This window comes from Desertivirga xinjiangensis (assembly GCF_024436435.1).
Taxonomy (GTDB): domain Bacteria; phylum Bacteroidota; class Bacteroidia; order Sphingobacteriales; family Sphingobacteriaceae; genus Desertivirga; species Desertivirga xinjiangensis.
Genome location: NZ_JAFMZP010000004.1, coordinates 108,855 through 128,276, shown reverse-complemented (window position 1 = coordinate 128,276; position 19,422 = coordinate 108,855). Strand labels below are relative to the sequence as shown.

The 19,422-nt window shown below is 43.0% G+C and carries 10 protein-coding genes; 1 reads left to right on the top strand and 9 read right to left on the bottom strand.

Annotation, left to right across the window (positions count from 1 at the left end; all coding sequences use genetic code 11):
• Window positions 1-19 precede the first annotated feature (19 nt).
• The 4 genes from J3P37_RS11985 to J3P37_RS11970 form a co-directional block, all read right to left on the bottom strand.
• On the bottom strand, window positions 20-1,975 hold the full coding sequence (locus tag J3P37_RS11985) for a RagB/SusD family nutrient uptake outer membrane protein (RefSeq protein ID WP_256011408.1): 1,956 nt from the start codon (window positions 1,973-1,975) through the stop codon (window positions 20-22).
• An 18-nt stretch (window positions 1,976-1,993) separates the two neighbouring features.
• Window positions 1,994-5,113, bottom strand: coding sequence for a SusC/RagA family TonB-linked outer membrane protein (locus J3P37_RS11980; RefSeq protein ID WP_256011407.1), 3,120 nt, complete (start codon window positions 5,111-5,113; stop codon window positions 1,994-1,996).
• A gap of 24 nt (window positions 5,114-5,137) precedes the next feature.
• On the bottom strand, window positions 5,138-6,310 hold the full coding sequence (locus J3P37_RS11975) for a glycoside hydrolase family 43 protein (protein ID WP_256011406.1): 1,173 nt from the start codon (window positions 6,308-6,310) through the stop codon (window positions 5,138-5,140).
• Between the two features lie 283 nt (window positions 6,311-6,593).
• Window positions 6,594-10,784 (bottom strand): hybrid sensor histidine kinase/response regulator transcription factor, encoded by a 4,191-nt coding sequence (locus J3P37_RS11970; protein ID WP_256011405.1) that lies wholly within the window; start codon window positions 10,782-10,784, stop codon window positions 6,594-6,596.
• Window positions 10,785-11,036: 252 nt separating this feature from the next.
• Between J3P37_RS11970 and J3P37_RS11965 the strand changes: the two genes are divergently transcribed.
• Complete coding sequence (locus tag J3P37_RS11965) at window positions 11,037-11,414, top strand: hypothetical protein (protein ID WP_256011404.1); 378 nt, start codon at window positions 11,037-11,039, stop codon at window positions 11,412-11,414.
• 358 nt (window positions 11,415-11,772) lie between these two features.
• Here the strand turns inward: J3P37_RS11965 and ald are convergent, their stop codons facing one another.
• The 5 genes from ald to J3P37_RS11940 form a co-directional block, all read right to left on the bottom strand.
• Window positions 11,773-12,912, bottom strand: coding sequence for an alanine dehydrogenase (gene ald, locus J3P37_RS11960; RefSeq protein WP_256011403.1), 1,140 nt, complete (start codon window positions 12,910-12,912; stop codon window positions 11,773-11,775).
• 36 nt (window positions 12,913-12,948) lie between these two features.
• The gene (locus J3P37_RS11955; RefSeq protein ID WP_256011402.1) at window positions 12,949-14,046 is read right to left on the bottom strand and encodes a mandelate racemase/muconate lactonizing enzyme family protein; all 1,098 of its coding nucleotides are present in this window, start codon (window positions 14,044-14,046) and stop codon (window positions 12,949-12,951) included.
• A gap of 93 nt (window positions 14,047-14,139) precedes the next feature.
• Window positions 14,140-16,362, bottom strand: coding sequence for a glycoside hydrolase family 3 N-terminal domain-containing protein (locus tag J3P37_RS11950; protein WP_256011400.1), 2,223 nt, complete (start codon window positions 16,360-16,362; stop codon window positions 14,140-14,142).
• 89 nt (window positions 16,363-16,451) lie between these two features.
• Complete coding sequence (locus J3P37_RS11945) at window positions 16,452-17,687, bottom strand: endo-1,4-beta-xylanase (protein ID WP_256011399.1); 1,236 nt, start codon at window positions 17,685-17,687, stop codon at window positions 16,452-16,454.
• Between the two features lie 87 nt (window positions 17,688-17,774).
• Complete coding sequence (locus J3P37_RS11940) at window positions 17,775-19,418, bottom strand: T9SS type A sorting domain-containing protein (protein WP_256011398.1); 1,644 nt, start codon at window positions 19,416-19,418, stop codon at window positions 17,775-17,777.
• Window positions 19,419-19,422 lie beyond the last annotated feature (4 nt).

Here is a 19,422-nt window from a genome sequence, read left to right as displayed (position 1 = left end):
ATAAATAGAATAGTTGTGACTAGTACCCTGGATTTTGAAATTTAGCCTTGTCGGGATCATCAACCGCATCTAACTGTCCTTTCGGGATCGGTCGCAAAACATGGAACTCTTTAATTCCCGGTGCAGCGTCGGGATTAGCTGCACTGGTCACAGTTTGCCCATTTACGGTCGTTGTATATGTTTTCTTAATCCTTTCCAGGAGTTTACCACGCATGGCCAAATCGGCCCATCTCATACTCTCACCAGCTAACTCTCTTGAACGCTCATCCAGTATAAAATCCAGGTCTATGGTGGCAGGAATGCTCAACACATTGCCTATTTTGGCTGCAGCATTAGCTTCGGCGTTTTGTGTCGCATTCATCCCTGCACGTTCCGAACGGTATGCTGCGCGCTCCCTTAAAGTAACTATATGTTTCCTTGCATTGCCCTGGTCACCCATTTGCATAGCAGCCTCTGCGGCCAGCAGGTATGCCTCGCCAAGCTTACTTACAATATACGGTCTTCCCGAGGCGTCATTAAATGCGGCTCTGTTTGGTGCTTCATTCTTACTCAGGCTTGGATAAATGGTCAGCCCTGTATTTTGGTTAGTATAGAATTCATCAGGTGAAATGATCCAGTACTTTTTCATGTTTGCCCCTGTGAGTGCCTTTAAAGCAGTTGCTATCTCATTAGTAGGAGTCATGTAAATTACGGTATCTCCAAGTGCAAACCCCTTAGTTCCAAGGTTTGTTACATAATTATTGTAATTCTCAGTTCCCGCTGCATTCTGTGAAGCAGCATAATATACATCCCTGAATGATCCGTTATAACGACTGTCGTTCACCTTGTCGGCGAATATTTGTCTAAGAAGGAACCGTGTGGGAGCCAGACGTCTTAATGGACGATTGAATACCAGGGGCCTTCCATCAATTAAGTCAAAGCCACGGATATTGGCATTGAAGTAAGTTGCGGGCGGATTATTCTCGTAGTTTGAGGTGAAAGCGTTGTTCGAAAAATTAGCTTTTCCGTCAAAGGTTGTTCCCGGGGAAGGCACTTCGTTCGATTCGTTATTCAGCGCTACCCGTTCTACCGAATACAGAATCTCAGAATTGTAATCGTTTCCGGGTTTGTATATATCAGCAAAGTTTTGCTGTAAGGCAACGCCGTATTTTGACTGATTGCTTATTAATTCGTTAGCTGCATTATACGCATTTCGCCAGTCGTCCGGCTGGGCATGGGCTGAATAGCCTCTAAAAATATACATTTTGGAAAGCAACAATAAGGCAGCTGCTTTAGAAAGCTTGAATGAAGTAAAAGACTGCACTCCATTTACCGGTGTTGAAGGGCGCTGATCGGGCAAGTTCTCACTTGCAAACTTTAGGTCATCAATCATTGCCTGAAAATTCTTACCAACCAATGCCTCTCTTTCCGGACCTGCCGCAGGTCGCTTAAAACCAGAATATGGAACGGTATTGAACTTCAGATCCCCAGCGCCCATATCTAAGGGAATTGCACCAAACTGAGTCACCAGGAGCATGTAATAATGAGCCCTCATATATCTTGCTTCGCCAACCAGCACATTTTGTTGCGACTCAGGGAGTCCGGTTTCCGACGCAAACTCAATAACGGCATTACACAGGTTGATGTGTTGATAATTGCGATTCCATGGAGTTTGAATGGCGCCGTTATCCGGGTTGATATTGTAAGTTCCTAGTTGGTTATGTTGAAGATTGTCCCCTGTTCCGTCAATTCTTGGCTGATCGCCAAATGTAAATTCATCGGTGCCCTGAACAGTTACGGCGATACCTCCGGTAGGACCATAATTATATCTCATCCCAGAATAAATAGTATTTATTGCCTGCTGAATTCCCTGGGGAGTTTTAAAATATTCAGTAGTAAAAGAGGTCTTAGGCTCCTCCTCCAGTATCTTTTTACAAGCTTGGGATAACAGAGCCAGAGTTAAAAGTGTAACAGATAATTTATTAGTGATTTTCATGATAATATCTTTGATCAATTAAAAAGAAACATTGATTCCTGCTAAAAAGGTCCTTAGTGCAGGTGCGGTAGCACCAATAACTAATGCCCGGTTCGCCTGGCCGGCCCCGCTTCGAAGGTTCGGTGGATTTCCTACACCGCTATTTCCAGTATCACTTGTCGGCTCGGGATCCATTCCTCCTTTTTTAATATACGGTGAAAATAAGATGAAGGGGTCCTGGACTGATACATACAGGCGCATCCTTTGAGCTCCAACTTTTTGGGTCAACATATTTGAAAATGTATATCCCAGATTGATCGTTCTGATTTTTACAAAAGAAGCATCATAATAACCCAGGGTTGTCCATGCACTGGTAGCCTGCGGAGGAGTTATTCGCGTAGAAGGCATAGGAAAATCATTCGTTGGATTGGAGGGAGTCCAATAATCAACTTTAAGTCCATTTCTTCTCCCATCATTTACTGTTAAGTAAGCTGAGCTCGGCTGATGAAGCTGACTTACCAGCGTTCCGCCCAGCCGGGCATAGGCAACAATATCGAGGTCAAAGCCTTTGTAACTGAATCGGTTTGTAATTCCTCCCTGAACCTTAGGATCGCCATTACCAACATAAGTTCTGTCGTAATCTTCTGTTATCCGTCCATCGGGCACTCCATCAGGCCCGCTGATATCTGCAAGTTTCAGCTGGCCGGGAACCTGCCCAAACTTTGCCGCTTCCAATGCCTCATCTAATTGCCAGATACCAAGTTTTTTATAGTCATAAATAACACTTAAAGGTTGTCCGATATGTAACTGGTTTGGAATATCTCTCGTAAACCCACTATTCAGGCTTAACAACTTGTTTTTGTTAAAAAAGGCATTAAAATCAGTACTCCAGCTGAATCCTCTGTCCTTTTTTGCGCGGATATTGTCGGTAGATATTGAAAACTCCATCCCGTGGTTTTTCATTGAACCAACATTTGTCGTAAAGCTACCAGCTATACCAGAGGAGGGAGGTAAACCTACCGCATATAAAATGCCTGTGGTTTTTTGCTTATACCATTCGATACTACCCGTAATCCGATTATCTAAAAACCCGAAATCTAACCCAACGTTACTCGATTTCGTAAATTCCCATTCCAGGGTTTTATCAGGTAAACTACTCACACTATATCCCTGCACCAGTTCGTTCGTACCATAATTATACCGTATGGTTCCCGAGGTCACACCTCCCAAAGTGGTATAAGGGTTTACGGATTGATTTGAGGTAGTTCCTGTAGAAAGACGAAGTTTAAGGTTTGAAACAGGTTGGATACCCCTCATGAACTGTTCATTGCTGATGTTCCACCCCACAGAAACTGCCGGATATTGCGCCCATTTATCAGCCAGCCTTGATGAGCCGTCAACCCTTCCGGTAAGTGTAATCAAATAACGGTCGTCATACGAATAAAATGCTCTGGCCATATAGGAGACCAGCCCCCAGGCATTTTCACCTCCCGATAGATCTGCAGCATTAGTTGCCGACTGATTAGACTGGCTTAGGTCATAGAATTGAATGAAATCAGCGTTGATTGAATCTTTTGAGACTTGTGTATTCCAACCTTGTTGCTCCTGAACACTAAATAATGCAGTAGCTGAGATACGGTGTTTTTTTGCAAAGGTTTTTTCATAACTAAGGAGATTTTCAAATGTGTATCCCCACTGCTGCTCATTGTTTACCCTTGCGGTATTGCCTTGAGCTATTCTATAATAGGATGGTTGGGTTTCAGTATCCGCCGGTAGAAACACAGCCGTATTGGCCTGTACGAAAGATAAACCCACATTTGCACGATACTTTAAGCCGTCAATGATCTTCACCTCACCATACAAAGTGTTAAACGTCCGAAAACGCCGCACCCTGTCTACATCCCGCTCCTCATTCAAAAATATTAACGGGTTGTAATAAGAGGGTTTATCGATCTGACTGCCTGCTGGTCTCACATTGATAGTCCCATCAGCATTATATGGGGAAGTTAACGGGCTTAGAGACAACAACGGATACATATCCAATGGGTTCTGTGTACCGCTGGCAACTCCTAGACTATTTAAAGAAGTCAATCCAACAGTCACCCGTTTGCCTACGTTAAAGTCTGCATTAGCACGCAGAGAACCACGTGTATAGTCCTGACCTGGCAGCACGGCTGTTTGTTTGAAATATCCTGATCCTATTGAGAACCTGCTCTGGGCGCTACCTCCTGAAACAGTGATGTTGTTGTCGGTCATCAAACCGTCCTTATACACCAGATCCTGCCAGTTGGTGTTTCGTCCCTGAGCAATCCCCTCGATCTCCTCCGGAATATAACCATCAACCCATGGTGAAATATCCCGCATAGCCCGGTATTCTTCAGCATTAAAAACCTCATACCTACGGGCAACAGTACTCAAACCATAATAAGAAGAAAATGACACCCGTGTTGGGCCTTCTTTTCCACGTTTCGTTGTTATTAAAACAACCCCGTTTGCACCTCTTGATCCGTAAATTGCGGTTGCCGACGCATCTTTTAATATTTCTGTGGAGGCGATATCATCTGAGTTAATATCAGAGATACTTCCCTCGTAAGGGATACCATCCAATACAAGTAAAGGGTCATTGCTCCCTGAAATTGAACGAACCCCGCGAATTCGGATCCGGGCACCTGCACCTGGATTTGTTCCAACTTTTTGAATTTCGACGCCCGCAACTCTTCCTTGCAAAGCCTGCTGGAAATTTGCAGAAGGAACCTCTCTCAAGGTTTCCCCACTAATAGAAGAAACTGCTCCAGTAACATCCCTCCTTCTTTGTGTTCCATATCCTACGACGACAACTTCTTCCAAACTTCTTGCACTGGGCACTAACGCTATATCAATACTAGTTTGCCCCGCCGCAACGGTCACTTCTTTTGTAGCGTAACCGATAAAAGCGATAGAAAGAGTAACCGCATCTTCGGAAACTCTTACCCGGAAAGTTCCGTTAACGTCGGTAGAAGTACTGGCACCTCCGGTGACTTTCACACTGGCGCCAGGCAGCGGCTGGTTCATTTCATCAACAACCTTCCCGGTTATTGTCCTGTCCTGCGCAAATACCGCAACTGGAATTATAAAAAACAGGAGTAACCAAAACCTATTCAGTGGTCTGATTTTTTTCATAATTGGTTATTTTGATTAGTTTGTTTATTGATTAGCTATATTTTGAACATTGGCATCCATCGGAATGATCCGTCCATCCTTGTCATAGTGAAGCTCCGTTACCTTGACGTTTCTTAAGTGTGTTTGACCTTTTGATAATTCGCAATCGTGGTAGAATAAATACCATTTTCCTTTAAACTCGACTATTGAATGATGATTGGTCCAGCCTAAAACCGGCTTTAAAACAACGCCCTGATAAGTAAAGGGTCCGTAGGGACTTGTTCCCGTGGCATAAACGATTTTATGCGTATCTCCGGTGGAGTATGAGAAATAGTATTTGTCCTGATATTTGTGAAGCCAGGCAGCCTCAAAGAATCTTTTGTCGTGGTCGCCGCCTTTGATAACATTTCCGTCCTCATCTAAGATCACCACGTCCCTGGGCGCTTCTGCAAACTCAAGCATGTTGTCTTTAAGCTTTGCAATCTTTGCGGTCAGGGCAGGTTTGTCATCCTGCATAAGATCAGTTTTTGAACCACCCGGATTAAATTTTCCTCTTTCCCATTTCTGCAGCTGACCGCCCCAAATTCCACCAAAATACATGTATGAGATTCCGTCATCATCAGTAAAAACAGCCGGATCAATACTGTAACTTCCTTCCATTGGTTTAGGTTGCGGCTTGAAAGGCCCCTGCGGCTTATTACTGGTAGCAACGCCGATCCTGAAAACACCCTCCTTATCCTTTACCGGAAAATAGAGGTAATATTTTCCGTTTTTATAAGCGGCATCCGGGGCCCATAACTGCTTACCTGCCCAGGGTATTGAAGACACATCCAAGGCCACTCCATGATCTTTCACCGATCCCCCGATTTCATCCATTGAAAGAATATGATAATCTTTCATGTTAAAATGATCGCCATTGTCGGTTTCAGCAATTCCCGATTCAATATCATGAGAAGGATAGATATAGATCTTTCCGTCGAAAACATGGGCTGAAGGATCCGCCGTATAAATACTTGAAATAAGTGGCTTTGACTGAACCAGGAGGGTGTCAGAGGCAGTGGTGATTTTAGTAACAGAGCTGGTGTCTTTTGATTTCATCTCTGCTGTACTTTTCGCATCCTGTGAAAAACAACCGGTGGCTGACAATAAGATCACTGGCAGTGCGATCCTTATCAACGGTCTGCTCATGTTGATTCGTTTCCAATCTTTTTCTGGCATAGTTTGGTTTATTAAATGTCTGGCGAAATGTATCGGGATTTCTGGTTTATAAGTTTGGTTTGAAAGCCTGATATTCTCTACCACCAAAACTATTGCGATAGCGATGGAAGGGCTGCAACATTTGTATCATATCATAACAAAAATGTTTAACACCTAGTAAACATGCCTTATCTGCAGCCTGAAGTCACTTTTTCTTTAGTCACTAAACAAAATTTGGATGGAATTACTCAATTTTCACAGGTGCAGTACGCAATAAAAGCGCGATGGAAAAAAGCCTACTCGCTTAACAATGCTGATTGGTTCTTTTTAAACTTAAGTATTCAGTAGGAAGCATGTTGTATTTTGTTTTGAAGGATTTTGTGAAATAAGTTGGTGAAGAATACCCCGTCATATATGCTATTTGAGCTACATTATAATCACTCTTCTCCAACAGAAGAGCGGCACGTTCTAATTTTATCGAACGGATAAAATCGACAGGGGTCTGACCGGTAAGTTCAAGTAACTTATGGTATAAAGTAGCTCTGCTCATTCCCACCTGCTTACTCAAGTCTTCTACAGATAATTTGGGATCGTTAAGATTGTCCTCAATATAACGTAGCACTTTACTAAGGAACTTTTCATTGTCTGACTGGATCTCAAGTTCTGTCGGCGCCACTTTAATCTGTTTGGTATATGTATCCTTAAACCTTTTATTCAATATCAATAAGTTTCTAATCTTAGCATTTAAGATCTCGAAGTTGAAAGGCTTAGTCATATAATCATTTGCCCCCGTTTCCAATCCAATAACCTGTTCCTTTTCTGCATTTAAAGCAGTAAGTAATATAAGAGGAATATGAGCCGTTCTTTTATCCTGTTTAATTTTCCGGCTTAACTCAATACCATCCATATAAGGCATGCTGATATCGCTCACAACTAATTGCGGATGAGTAGCCAGGGCTTTCTGCCATCCCTCTTTCCCGTTTGAAGCTTCAATAACCCTGTAATGAGCCTTAAGATTATCCTTCAAATAAAATCTGAAATCCTCATTATCCTCCACCAACAGAATAGAAGGGAGATCTCTCTCATCATTAATGAAATTGTTGGCATGGTGGTTTATGTCCAGATTGATGTCTCTTAAGGCATCTGCGTCCTGTACCGCATTTTCAACTTTGTCCGATGCAATGGTAAGTGGCAGAATAACCTTGAAAGTAGCTCCTTTACCCTCCTGGCTTTCAAGACTAATGTTTCCGCCATGCATTTTCACAAACTCCTTAGCTATCGATAAACCGATCCCACTTCCCTGGTTTAAGATAGCCGCTTCGGTATCGATCTGGAAAAAGCGCTCAAAAACGAAATCCTGCTTTTCAGCAGCAATTCCAATTCCGGTATCACTTACTTTGATGCAAATCAATGCTTTGCCGTCATCGTCTAAGTCACTATTTAAGTAATCTTCTATATCATACTTAGAACCTTCCAACCGATAAATATCCACTTTAATATCGCCGCCCTCCTCTGTGAATTTAAACGCGTTAGACAGCAGATTAAATAAGATCCGTTCAACCTTATCATGATCAAACCAGGCATATAAATTTTTAAGTTGTGATTCAAAGACAAAGTTTATCCTCTTCCTTTCTGACAAATCTTTAAATGACTCAGAAATATCCTGAATAAAAGATACAACATCACCCTCAGTAGGGATCAGCTTAAGCTCCTGCTCTTCCATCTTTCTAAAGTCCAGCAACTGATTAACCAGGTTTAATAATCTGCGGCCATTCCTCCTGATCATATTTAACTGGCTGGCCACTTTTTCATCCCATTGCCTGCTAAGTAATCCTTCAACAGGCCCCATGATCAGCGAAATTGGTGTTCTGAATTCATGACTTAAATTTGTAAGGAACTTGATCTTCAAACGGCTTAACTCATTTAAACGTTCTGCCTCCCGGCGTTCCTGCTCGATCAATTGCTTGGCCTGAATGCGTTCCTGTTCAAGCGCAAACTTCATTTTTATTCTTCTGATCCCTCTTTCTCTTGAATAAAAAAGCATCGAAAGAAAAAGTATGACATAGATCGCATAAGCTAGATTAGTTCTATAGAATGGGGGACGAATAATAATTTTCAGTGTTGCACCCTTTTCGTTCCATAACCCGTCGTTATTACTGGCTTTAACCTTAAACAAATACTCTCCGGGATCGAGGTTAGTATACGTGGCTGAAGTACTGGTACCAGCAGAGTTCCAGTCATCGTCAAAGCCCTCCAGAATGTATGCATACTGATTTTGTTCTGAAATACTAAAATTCAGAGCAATAAAAGATATGGAAAAGGTTTCCTTATAATCAACCACAGCTTCCTTAGCCAATAAAATATTCGATTGCAATGGTGATCCCTCTATCCCAGGGACAACAGATTTATTCGATATCTTCATATCTGTGAACACTACCTCGGGAATGTTATTGTTAATCTTCAAATTCGAAGGATTGAAGTAATTAATGCCATTTAATCCCCCAAAAAATATCTCTCCATTGGAAGTTAGTAAACCGGCACCGTTTACAAATGAGCTCTGCTGTAAACCATTATACCGCGTATAGTTTTTTATAACTTTTGATTTGGGATCAAATCGCGAAATCCCTTTATTAGTACTGAGCCAGATAAAGCCATTAGCATCCTCTATAAGTTTTTGGACAACATTGTTTGCAAGTCCGTCACTTTCCGTATAAGATCTGATTTTATTAGTCCTGGTGTTAATTACGCATAAACCGCCCCCCAGGGTACCCAGCCACATGTTTCCTTTGTGATCGTTCAGTAGCGAAAGCACAACATTACTGGTGATGCCATTATCGGTAGTGTAGAATTTAAATTTGTTTGTCTTAGGATTAAAAACCGACACTCCCCCTCCATAGGTCCCAACCCACATATTCCCTTCATCATCCTCCTCAAACGCCCTGATTCCGTTATTTAAGGGCACATTGTTATTAGTAGTTGTCTGATAATCGGTGGCATACTTCCGGATAATTCTAGTTTGTGGATCATAAATATTAACTCCGCCGCCATTAGTCCCAATCCATATATTCCCCTCCCAATCCGCCTTGACACAGAAAACATCATTGTGGTTCAAATCAAACTGGCTTTTACCGCTTCTTAGTTGCGTATAAATGCCAGAAACCGGGTCCATAATAAAAAGCCCATTGGAATAAGTACCCACGTAAAGCTTTCCTGCACTTTTCTCCAGGGCCAAAACTGTCAGATTTGACTGTCCCTTTTTATCCTTTCCAATAAGATTATATCGACGAAATGAACCATTTTTCCGGTTAAACACATTCAAGCCACCCCCGTCTGTACCGACAAAAATGTTATCATTGATATCTTCCGCAAATGATGTCACAATAGGAGAGCTTAAACCTGAGGGATCATATTTATTACTTTGAATGAGATTAAAAGTGGTGAGATTCTTATCGTATTTATTTACTCCACCCTGGAAAAGCCCTATCCAATAAATATTTTGATTATCGATCAGTATGCTTCTGATCGATTTATTATTGATACTGTGTTTATTCCTGCTGTCGGGTCTGATATTAGTGATCTTTGAATCACCAACATCCATAATATCCAGGCCCTCCTCCGTTCCTATCCATAGCTGACCGTTTTTATCAGCTGCCAGAGTCCAGATAAAATTGTCACTTATAGAATTCGTTCCTTCGTACTTACTATAGTAGTGGATAAAACTTCTCGAGCTGGTAATATATTTATTCAGACCATCCTCAGTGCCAATCCAAACAGTGCCATTACTATCGCCGGTTATCGCCTGAATTGCATTATTTGAAAGACTTGAAAAGTCTTCCGGTCTGTGAGCGAAGCGTGTAAAACCCCTGCTTTTCTCACTTTTCAAATACAAACCCTGAGTAGTACCAACCCACATCTGACCTTTTGTATCCTTGTAAATAGCTGTAATAGGACTATACTCCGGTTTCTTACTCGTGCTGTGAGTTACACTTAGCTGTATAACTTTATTCGTTTCAGGATTCAGCACGTTTAATCCATTATAAGTTCCGATCCAAACGTTGCCATTATTATCACTCGATAAAGAAGAAATGGCACTGCTGCTTATCCCTGTTTCCGGGCCGTCAAAATTTATGAATTTGTTGTTTTTCCGGTCGTATAAGCTTACGGAACCGCCATTGGTCCCTATCCAAAGCCTTCCCTTTACATCTTCGTGCAAGCAGGTTATCTCATTATTCCTCAGGCTCGATTTATCAGCCGGGTGATTCTTATAGACAGTGAACTCAATGCCATTGAACTTATTCAAGCCGTCATCTGTTCCAAACCACACAAATCCATATTTGTCCTTAACAATTGCGGTTACAGTATTCGATGACAGGCCGTCATTAACTGTGATATCAGTAAACTGTGGTATTTCCTGCCGGGAAAAAACTGGCAATGCACAGGCGATGCAGAATACAAACAAAGACACACAAGAATTAATTACACTCCGGTTTAGCATAGGTTTCAATCAGATTCATCAACGAAGACAGCATTCACCAGTCATAACGGGACTACAGGTTTCTTCGCCTTTGCGGTTAGTTAAATAAATATAGATACACGTTTGGTAATTGGTTACTCAAATATAAAAGAGCCCGGGCATATCCCCTAGCAATTTTGTTTTATTTGATCGTATTTATGTTTAGACAGTACCAAGATATCGTTTTGTTCTTTATTTTTATGCCAACGTTAGCGCTTTATTTCCAACCGACCAATGAAAATTAAACCTTTTTCTGCTGCATGCTGGATTGCTCTTTTAACAGCCTTCGCCTTATTTTGTAATGCTCAAACAAAAAAATATCCATTTCAGGATTATTCACTTTCGTTTGAAGAACGCGTAAATGATCTGGTAAGCCGGTTGACACTTGAAGAAAAAGTTGCCCAGATGCTCAACTCCGCTCCGGCAATCAAACAGCTCGGCGTACCTGCATACGACTGGTGGAATGAAACACTACATGGTGTTGCCCGCACTCCCTTCAAAGTAACGGTTTACCCTCAGGCTATAGCAATGGCTGCTACTTTCGACCGCCAATCCCTTTATAAAATGGCCGACTACTCTGCACTTGAAGGACGTGCTCCTCTAACCCGTTAATAGCCATTAACGGATCTGGTCCTTATGTGGCCTACCGGGATTACGCTAATGATGGCCGCTTAACCGTTCAGAAGTTCAATGGCACCGCCTGGCAGAAGGTGGGAAATGAAGTTTTTCTGGCATGGGTGCTCAATCTGTATCTCTAGCATTCAGCGGATCTACACCATATGTGGCTTATTGGGATGAAGACGAATATGAAGGCAAGTCCATGTTCACAGAACAAGCCGAAAAGAGGTATGAAATCAACATAATTTCATACCTCTTTTTTTGTGAAAGTCTAATTGTTTTTCTTAGGCCACAAAGAACCTTCAAACGACTTTCATCCTCCGTATGTGAGTTCCACTCATGAAGGTTTTTATCACCAAACCGGCCTGCTGTCGTCAACACTTATAAGCGTTCTGGCATCAGAGAACGGAAGCCCTTGCGCTTCTGCAACAGCTTTATAAGTAACCATCCCATCAAGAGTATTTATCCCTTTCAATAAGGCGTCATTTTGAAGACATGCTGCCTTATATCCTTTGTTTGCTATCTGCAGCGCATAAGGAACAGTAACATTTGTGAGTGCGATGGTAGAAGTACGTGGAACTGCTCCCGGCATATTTGCTACTGCATAGTGTACCACACCGTGTTTTATATAAGTTGGCGCATCATGCGTGGTGATTCTGTCCGTCGTTTCAAAACTACCGCCCTGATCAATAGCGATATCAACCAAAACCGATCCTGGCTCCATAGACTGAACCATATCTTCTGTTACCAGCTTCGGAGCCTTAGCGCCCGGAATCAAGACGGCGCCGATTACCAGATCTGACTCTCTTACAGCTTCAGCAATATTGTAAGGATTGGAAATTAATGTTTGAACCTGGTAACCAAAGATGTCTTCAAGCTGCCTTAGCCTTTCCGGATTAAGATCAATAATAGTCACATCAGCACCCATACCAATCGCAATTCTAGCTGCATTAGTGCCGGCTACGCCGCCGCCTATAACAGTTACCTTCGATCGCTTTACACCCGGAACCCCAGACAGCAGGACACCTTTTCCGCCCTCCGGCTTTTCTAGAAATTGCGCTCCTAACTGTGCGGACATTCTACCTGCAACTTCGCTCATAGGCGTCAATAAAGGAAGCGATCCGTTGGAGTTCTGAACTGTTTCATAAGCGATACCTATAACTTTCTTTTCCAGCAAAGCTTTCGTAAGTTCAGGTTCAGGAGCAAGATGCAGGTAGGTGAATAGTATTAATCCTTCATGAAAATAGTGATACTCTGAAGGAAGTGGCTCCTTCACCTTCATAACCATTTCCTTTTCCCAGATCTCTGCGGCGGTATCGAGTATGGTCGCTCCCGCCCGCGCATATTCTTCATCTGAAAAGCCAGACCCACTTCCGGCACCTTTTTGAATAAATACTTCATGGCCATTACGCACTAGATGAACTACCCCCGCTGGGGTCATCGCTACACGGCTCTCGTTATTTTTAATTTCTGTTGGAACAGCAATTTGCATAAAATATATTTTTGAATTTTTAATAATCAGATACGATCAGACCGTCCACTTTTCACAGTTTTTCAGGAAATGTTCATCAATATCTGCGCCGATTCCAGGAAGATCTTCTATGTCAAGGAAATAACCCTTATACCTGGCGCCTCCTATAACGGGGTCCTCGAGATGACCGAGGAGACAGGTATCCAGATCATAGAATTTAACGTTTGGAGAAGCATAGGCGAAGTGCAGGTTTGCACTCAGGGCAAGGCGACTTTCCAGCATGCCTCCGATCATACAGGGAACATCTTCTTCCTGTGCCAGATCATGGATTTTAATCGCTTCAGCTATTCCTCCCGATTTCACAAGTTTGATATTAATATAATCACAAGATCCTGATTTGATCTGTTTTCTGGCGTCGTGATGATTATAACAGCTTTCATCAGCCATTATTTTCACCGGTGACTGTTGAAGCAGCGAGGGTAGATAATCATCATACCAGGTCCTCATAGGTTGCTCACAAAACTGGATCCTGAGGTCAGACATTGCTTTCAGGGCATACAAAGCATCCTCGAAGTTCCATCCCTGATTAGCATCAATGCGGATAATTATATCATCTCCTACCGCCTGCCTGATCTTCTCAATCCTTTGCACATCTTCAACTGCATTCTTTCCCAGCTTTACCTTCAACATCCTCGCACCATTGCTTTTGTATTTTAAAGCGGAAGCCGTCATATGTTCTACAGTGTTGATCCCTATAGTTATGTCTGTCTCTATCACTCTCTTTTCCCCACCCAGGAACCGATAAAGTGGAAGTCCGGAATACTTTGCAGACAGATCGTACAAAGCCATATCGAAGGCGCTTTTTATGGTTGTATTGCCTGCAATTGCAGCATTGATCTCTCCTAAACGTTCTTGTATCTTGAGAGCATCTTTACCCTTTATAATTTTCGCGAAGTCAACAGCTAATAAGAGACAACTTTCTTGTGTTTCCCCTACGATATAAGGAAAAGCAGAACATTCACCAACACCGGTAAGCCCTGAATCTGTATGTATCCTGATAAAGACGTTCTGAGCGTAATGCATCGTCCCTGTCGCGATAGCAAAGGGCTCCATTTTAATACTTAGCCTGTAAATATCTGTATGGGTAATGTTCATTTCTCCCGTTGAATATACGTAGAATAAAAAAAAGGCCAGCCATTTTCGAGAATTCTTCGAAATGGCTGGCCTTTTTAAGCCTTGGACTAGGTATTACTGCAGTGTTATCTTCTTCGAAAACTTGATATTATCAGATGCGGTTCCGATCATGATTTCAAAATCGCCGGGCTCGGCCACCCATTCAAGCTTAGAGTTATAGAACGATAATTTTTCTTTGCTGACAGTGAAGTTCAGGGTTTTACTTTCACCGGCTTTAAGAAATACCTTCTTAAAATCTTTAAGTTCTTTCATTGGTCTCACAACAGAAGCAACCTCATCTTTTATATACAACTGCACAACCTCCTCTCCGGCGTATTTCCCGGAATTGGTTAGTTTAAAACTAACAGCCACAGAGTCGGATGCATTCAGTTTATCTGCACTAAGGGTTATATCTGAATAGTTGAAAGAGGTATAGCTAAGTCCGTATCCAAATGCATACATAGGACTGTTCGGTGAGTCAATATATGCAGACTTGTAAATGATGTTTTCAGGATCTTTTATCGGTCTGCCTGTATTGTAATAATTGTATGAAAGTGGGATCTGCCCCTCCGACCTTGGAAATGTTATCGGCAGTTTTCCCGAAGGATTATAATCGCCGGAAAGAACATCAGCGATAGCATTACCTGCTTCGTCGCCAAGCCACCAGGCATACAGTATGGCATCTGCTTTCGCCACTATTTCATTAAATATTAACGGACGTCCAGCCATTAGCACTACCACAACGGGTTTTCCTGTTGCTTTCACTGCTTTAAAAAGAGCCTCCTGCTGACCTGTTATATGAATATTGGTTTTGGATTTTGCCTCACCGCTCATATCCCAGGTTTCGCCAAGCGCCATCACTACTACATCCGATTGATTTGCAATCTTCACAGCCTCATCAAAACCGGCTCTGCTCTCTCCCTCCACTTCTGCGCCCTGAGCATACAAGAGCTCCGTTTTTTTGCCGAACTTATTCTTCATACCTTCATACAAACTGACGATCTGATTGGTATCTGCATTGACAGTCCAGCTGCCATTTAAGTCTCTTTTTGCCTTTACGAGCGGTCCGATCAATGCGATCTTGGACTTGCTTTTTGTGAAGGGTAGAAGCTCGGCTTCATTTTTTAGTAACACAATAGATTTCCTGCCAGCTTCCCTTGCTACCGTTTTATGTTTGGGGTCGTTTAGTACTTTCGCTTCCCGCTTATAATCAGAAAATTTGAACGGGTTATCAAATAAACCCATTTCGAACTTCTTGTAGAGTATCCGTCTTACCGCATCGTCCACCAAAGCTTCTGCCACTTTTCCTTCCTTTACCAGCTTAACCAGGTGCCCTTTATAAGCCCGGCTTTCCATGTCCATGTCGCTGCCTGCCTGCATAGCTTTTTGAGCAGCATCCGCATCATCTTTGGCGTAGCCCCATGGAATCATTTCCCCTATGGAACCCCAGTCGCTTACCACGAAGCCCTGATAATTCCACTTTCCTTTTAAAATATCGCGCTGCAAATAAGCATTTCCCGTTGCGGGGATCCCGTTAAGGGTGTTGAAAGAATTCATAAAGGTAGCAACCCCAGCGTCCACTGCAGATTTGAATGGGGGAAGGTAAGTTTCCCATAAAGCTTGATCGCTCAGATCGACAGCGTTATAATCGCGGCCGGCCATGGACGCTCCATAAGCCGCAAAATGCTTGGCGCAGGCCATTATAGCGTCAGTGTTTCCAAGCTGCTTTCCCTGGAAGCCCTTCACTCGTGCTGCTGCAATTAATGAGCCCAGGTAGGTATCTTCCCCTGCACCTTCCATTACCCTTCCCCATCGTGGATCGCGGGCAACATCTACCATCGGAGCGAAGGTCCAGTGTATACCAGCTGCTGCTGCTTCTTTGGCCGCAATATGGGCTGTCTGCTGCATGGCTTCCAGGTCCCAGGAAGCTGCTTCGGCGAGAGGGATAGGAAATACTGTTTTGTAGCCGTGAATAACATCAAGGCTAAACAATAAAGGAATTTTCAACCGCGACTGAAGCGCAGCTTCCTGTATCTCCCTCGTATCTTTTACGCCCTTTACGTTAAGCATGGACCCCACCCAGCCGTTTTTTATATCGTTGAGTAAGTTTGTTTTCACCTGGCTTACAGGTCCTGTAACCTGCCTGCCCGAGTACTGGTTTAGCTGCCCAACCTTCTCTTCCAGGGTCATCAATCGCAGCAGCGAGTCGACGCGCTGGCTGATGGTCTTTTTTTGTGCTGAAGTCTTAGCGTAAAGACCTATACATACTACTAATAAAATACTGATTCGCCTGATCATTACTAAATGTTAATTCAATTGTGTTATCTGTTTATGTGTTTATTATTTTTTGTTGCATATACCAGGCGAATCAGTCAAATTTCCCTCAATTAGAGAATATTTAAATTCAAACCGTCCCTAAAGTTCCAGAAATTTTGCTTAACTGCATATGACGTGTTAAACAATGTAGCTTCTGCATTTTGTCCCCATGCCGAATCTGCGTCACCGATATTCCATAAGGTAATCCCCCAGCGCTGATTTGCCGGAACAATTTCCTGGTACACCCTGGCCACGTTATAATACAACGATTTTTGCAAGTTTCGCCTGTTTGTAAGCTGTGCCGAAGGTACGGATGTTTCTCCTGGGGAAAGCAGTGAAATATCCAATTCTGCTATGTGTACCAGCAGACCTGTTTGCTTCATTTTTAGTATTGCCGCTTCAATATTCGCTAAAGGCGTATTCCACCTGATATGCATTTGTAGCCCTACGCCATTTATAATAGGATCACCACCTTCAGTGAGCGGCTTTAAGGCCATTACTTTGTTGTAGATAGCGTTCAGTTTGGCAGTGGAATACTCATGACCATAGTCGTTATAAAAAAGTTTTAACTTCCAGTTCTGGTTAACCCTTGCCGCCTGCCGTGCATACCGGAAAGCTTTTTCTATATAAACTTCCCCCATATACCGTTTCCAGATGCTACCTATGTCCTGTCCATTACTGATATTCAGGTTTCCTCTTAAAGAACCATCGTCATAAAAAGCTTCGTTGACCACATCCCATGAGGTCAGCAAAGGAAGTAGTGGATTTCCTGCTTTATAATTATTACTATAAAAGCCCACGGCTTTATTTATGTGCCGTTTCATGATCGCATCAAGCGTATCGGCGCGCTGCGCTACTGGCGTATTGCTCTCCACATCTTTCAACCATTGGGGTAATGCTCTATGCCAGACCAGCGCATGACCGTGGATCCTTTTAGAGCCATGATCTTTAGCGAGGTTCGGGATCTTCTCATTCTTCTCTTCTATACCGTTCCCAAGTATACCGAAATCCCATACATATTTGGAAGGATTCAGGCTGTTCATTTTCATGTCGTTCTCAGCAGTGATACTGTTGTAATGTAATTTTGCCAGATCCTTGTAAGCAGTGTTGCTAAACTTGTTTGAATTCACTGCCGCCCCCACGATAATGTTTGCATTCACTTCCTGGAGGACATCGCTTACTGATACAGAGGCAGGTTCCTGCTTCGAATTGCTTAATAGCTGATCGTCTGTTTTGAGTGTATCTTCTACCTTACAAGCCTGGAACAGGGCGCAGAAAGCCAATGAATAAATTGTTACGTTCTTCATGATTATAATTGGTTAATATTTGATGCGATTAGAAACGGTCCGACGGTTTTCTCCCCTTGATCGCCGGACCGTTAAAGCTTAATTAAACTATTGTTGCCATAAAAACTTCTTGGTGATTACTTCTGACTGTGCATTCAGGACGGCGATCTGAACCCCGCTTTGAACCTGAGTTACCGGCATCGTGACTTTAGTGAGCCCTTTATCAAGGTTCAATGTTTGTTCCTGTAGTATCTGGCCACCGATATTTAAAATGCGGATCCTTCCCTTCTGTCTGATAGTAGAATAGACGTAAATATCTGCTGCAGCCTTTGACGCCGAGGCATAAATACTAAAATTGGTCTTATCTAATTGTGCCTGCACCTGCTTAGGACCGTAAAAAGTAAATTTACCATCCATATCAAACTGCTGCAATTTGTAGTAATTTACTCCCGGATAAGGATTTTCATCAACATAAGTGTAGTTCGTATTGGCATCAGAATTCCCCGAGGCTTTCTTTTCGCCAATTTTCTGATAGTCTTTTCCATCTACCGATCTAAGGATATCAAAGTGTGAGCTGTTCTGTTCTGAGGCCGTGGACCAGCTTAACCTGATAGCATTTGAAGATGCTTTCGCCTCAAATGAACTTAGAGTAACCGGCAAAACATTGGTTCCGGGGGCAAAGGTAACCCCTCTGAACGTCGTGTTTGCAGGTGCTGTGGCTATAAGTGTTGGCGCGCCCGACAGCATTTTGTTCTCGTCATTGCTGTCGGTAAAATCATCATGAAGAGTAAAAAGTTGCGAGTTAGCAGAGTTAGGTGTACCTAAGGTACTAAAGAACAGGGTTACACCTGTATCATCGATTTTAGCTGTGAGACTTTTCGTTGTGGCTGGTACACTTATACTTCCAAGCTCAAGCCAGGTTGTTGCACCCTGATTGGTCCGGTATTTTCTGATCAATGGAGCTGAGCCCGTAGGATCTCCGTCATCAAGAATATATAAAATGGTTCTACCATAAGCCTTAAGAGCTATTGCCTGGTGCACGTTAAACGGCAATGCAGCACCAGGGAAAGATGGTGTCGTTGAAAAAACAACCTGTGATGTTGGTAATGGACTAACGGCTGGCAAAGAGGCCGTCTGTTGGGTTCCTCCTATTGGTGCATATAGCCTTATTGCCTCTATCCCGTTGTAAATAGTGTTGGCTATTGTTAACACCCGGGGTGCATTTTGCCCGTCAGATACTCTTTGCGATGCTCCGGCAGCGCCAATTTCCTTGTATTTTACCCCCCCAGAATTTCCATTTGCATATAACCTGGTACCTTCTACCACTGCAGATCGCGGGGCACCAATAGCTTCCTCTATGACCGTATTACTTGTAACAGTTCCTGCGGCATCAATAATACCCGCTACGTACCTGAAAGGCGGAGTAGTTTGGGCGGCATCGTAACCAAGGATTGTTAATTTCTGCCCATCCCTTGAAAGTACTGGAAAGCCTTCTGCCTCATACACACCACCTGACGTTAAACCCAGGCCTTTGATGCCCAAATTTGACCCGCTGGCAGTCTCCGGAATTTCAATGGTTTTTACTTTGTTCCCTGCCGGAGTATATTCATCAACAAACACGGGCACCCTTGCTCCTGGTGCCAGGGCGTCACCATTACCATAGCGGTAAATCGCCAGGTTACCAGGTGTAAACTGAGCACTGGCCGAATACGTCAGCGCTGCAGCGCAAATAAGAAGTAAAGTTCGTTTCATGGTT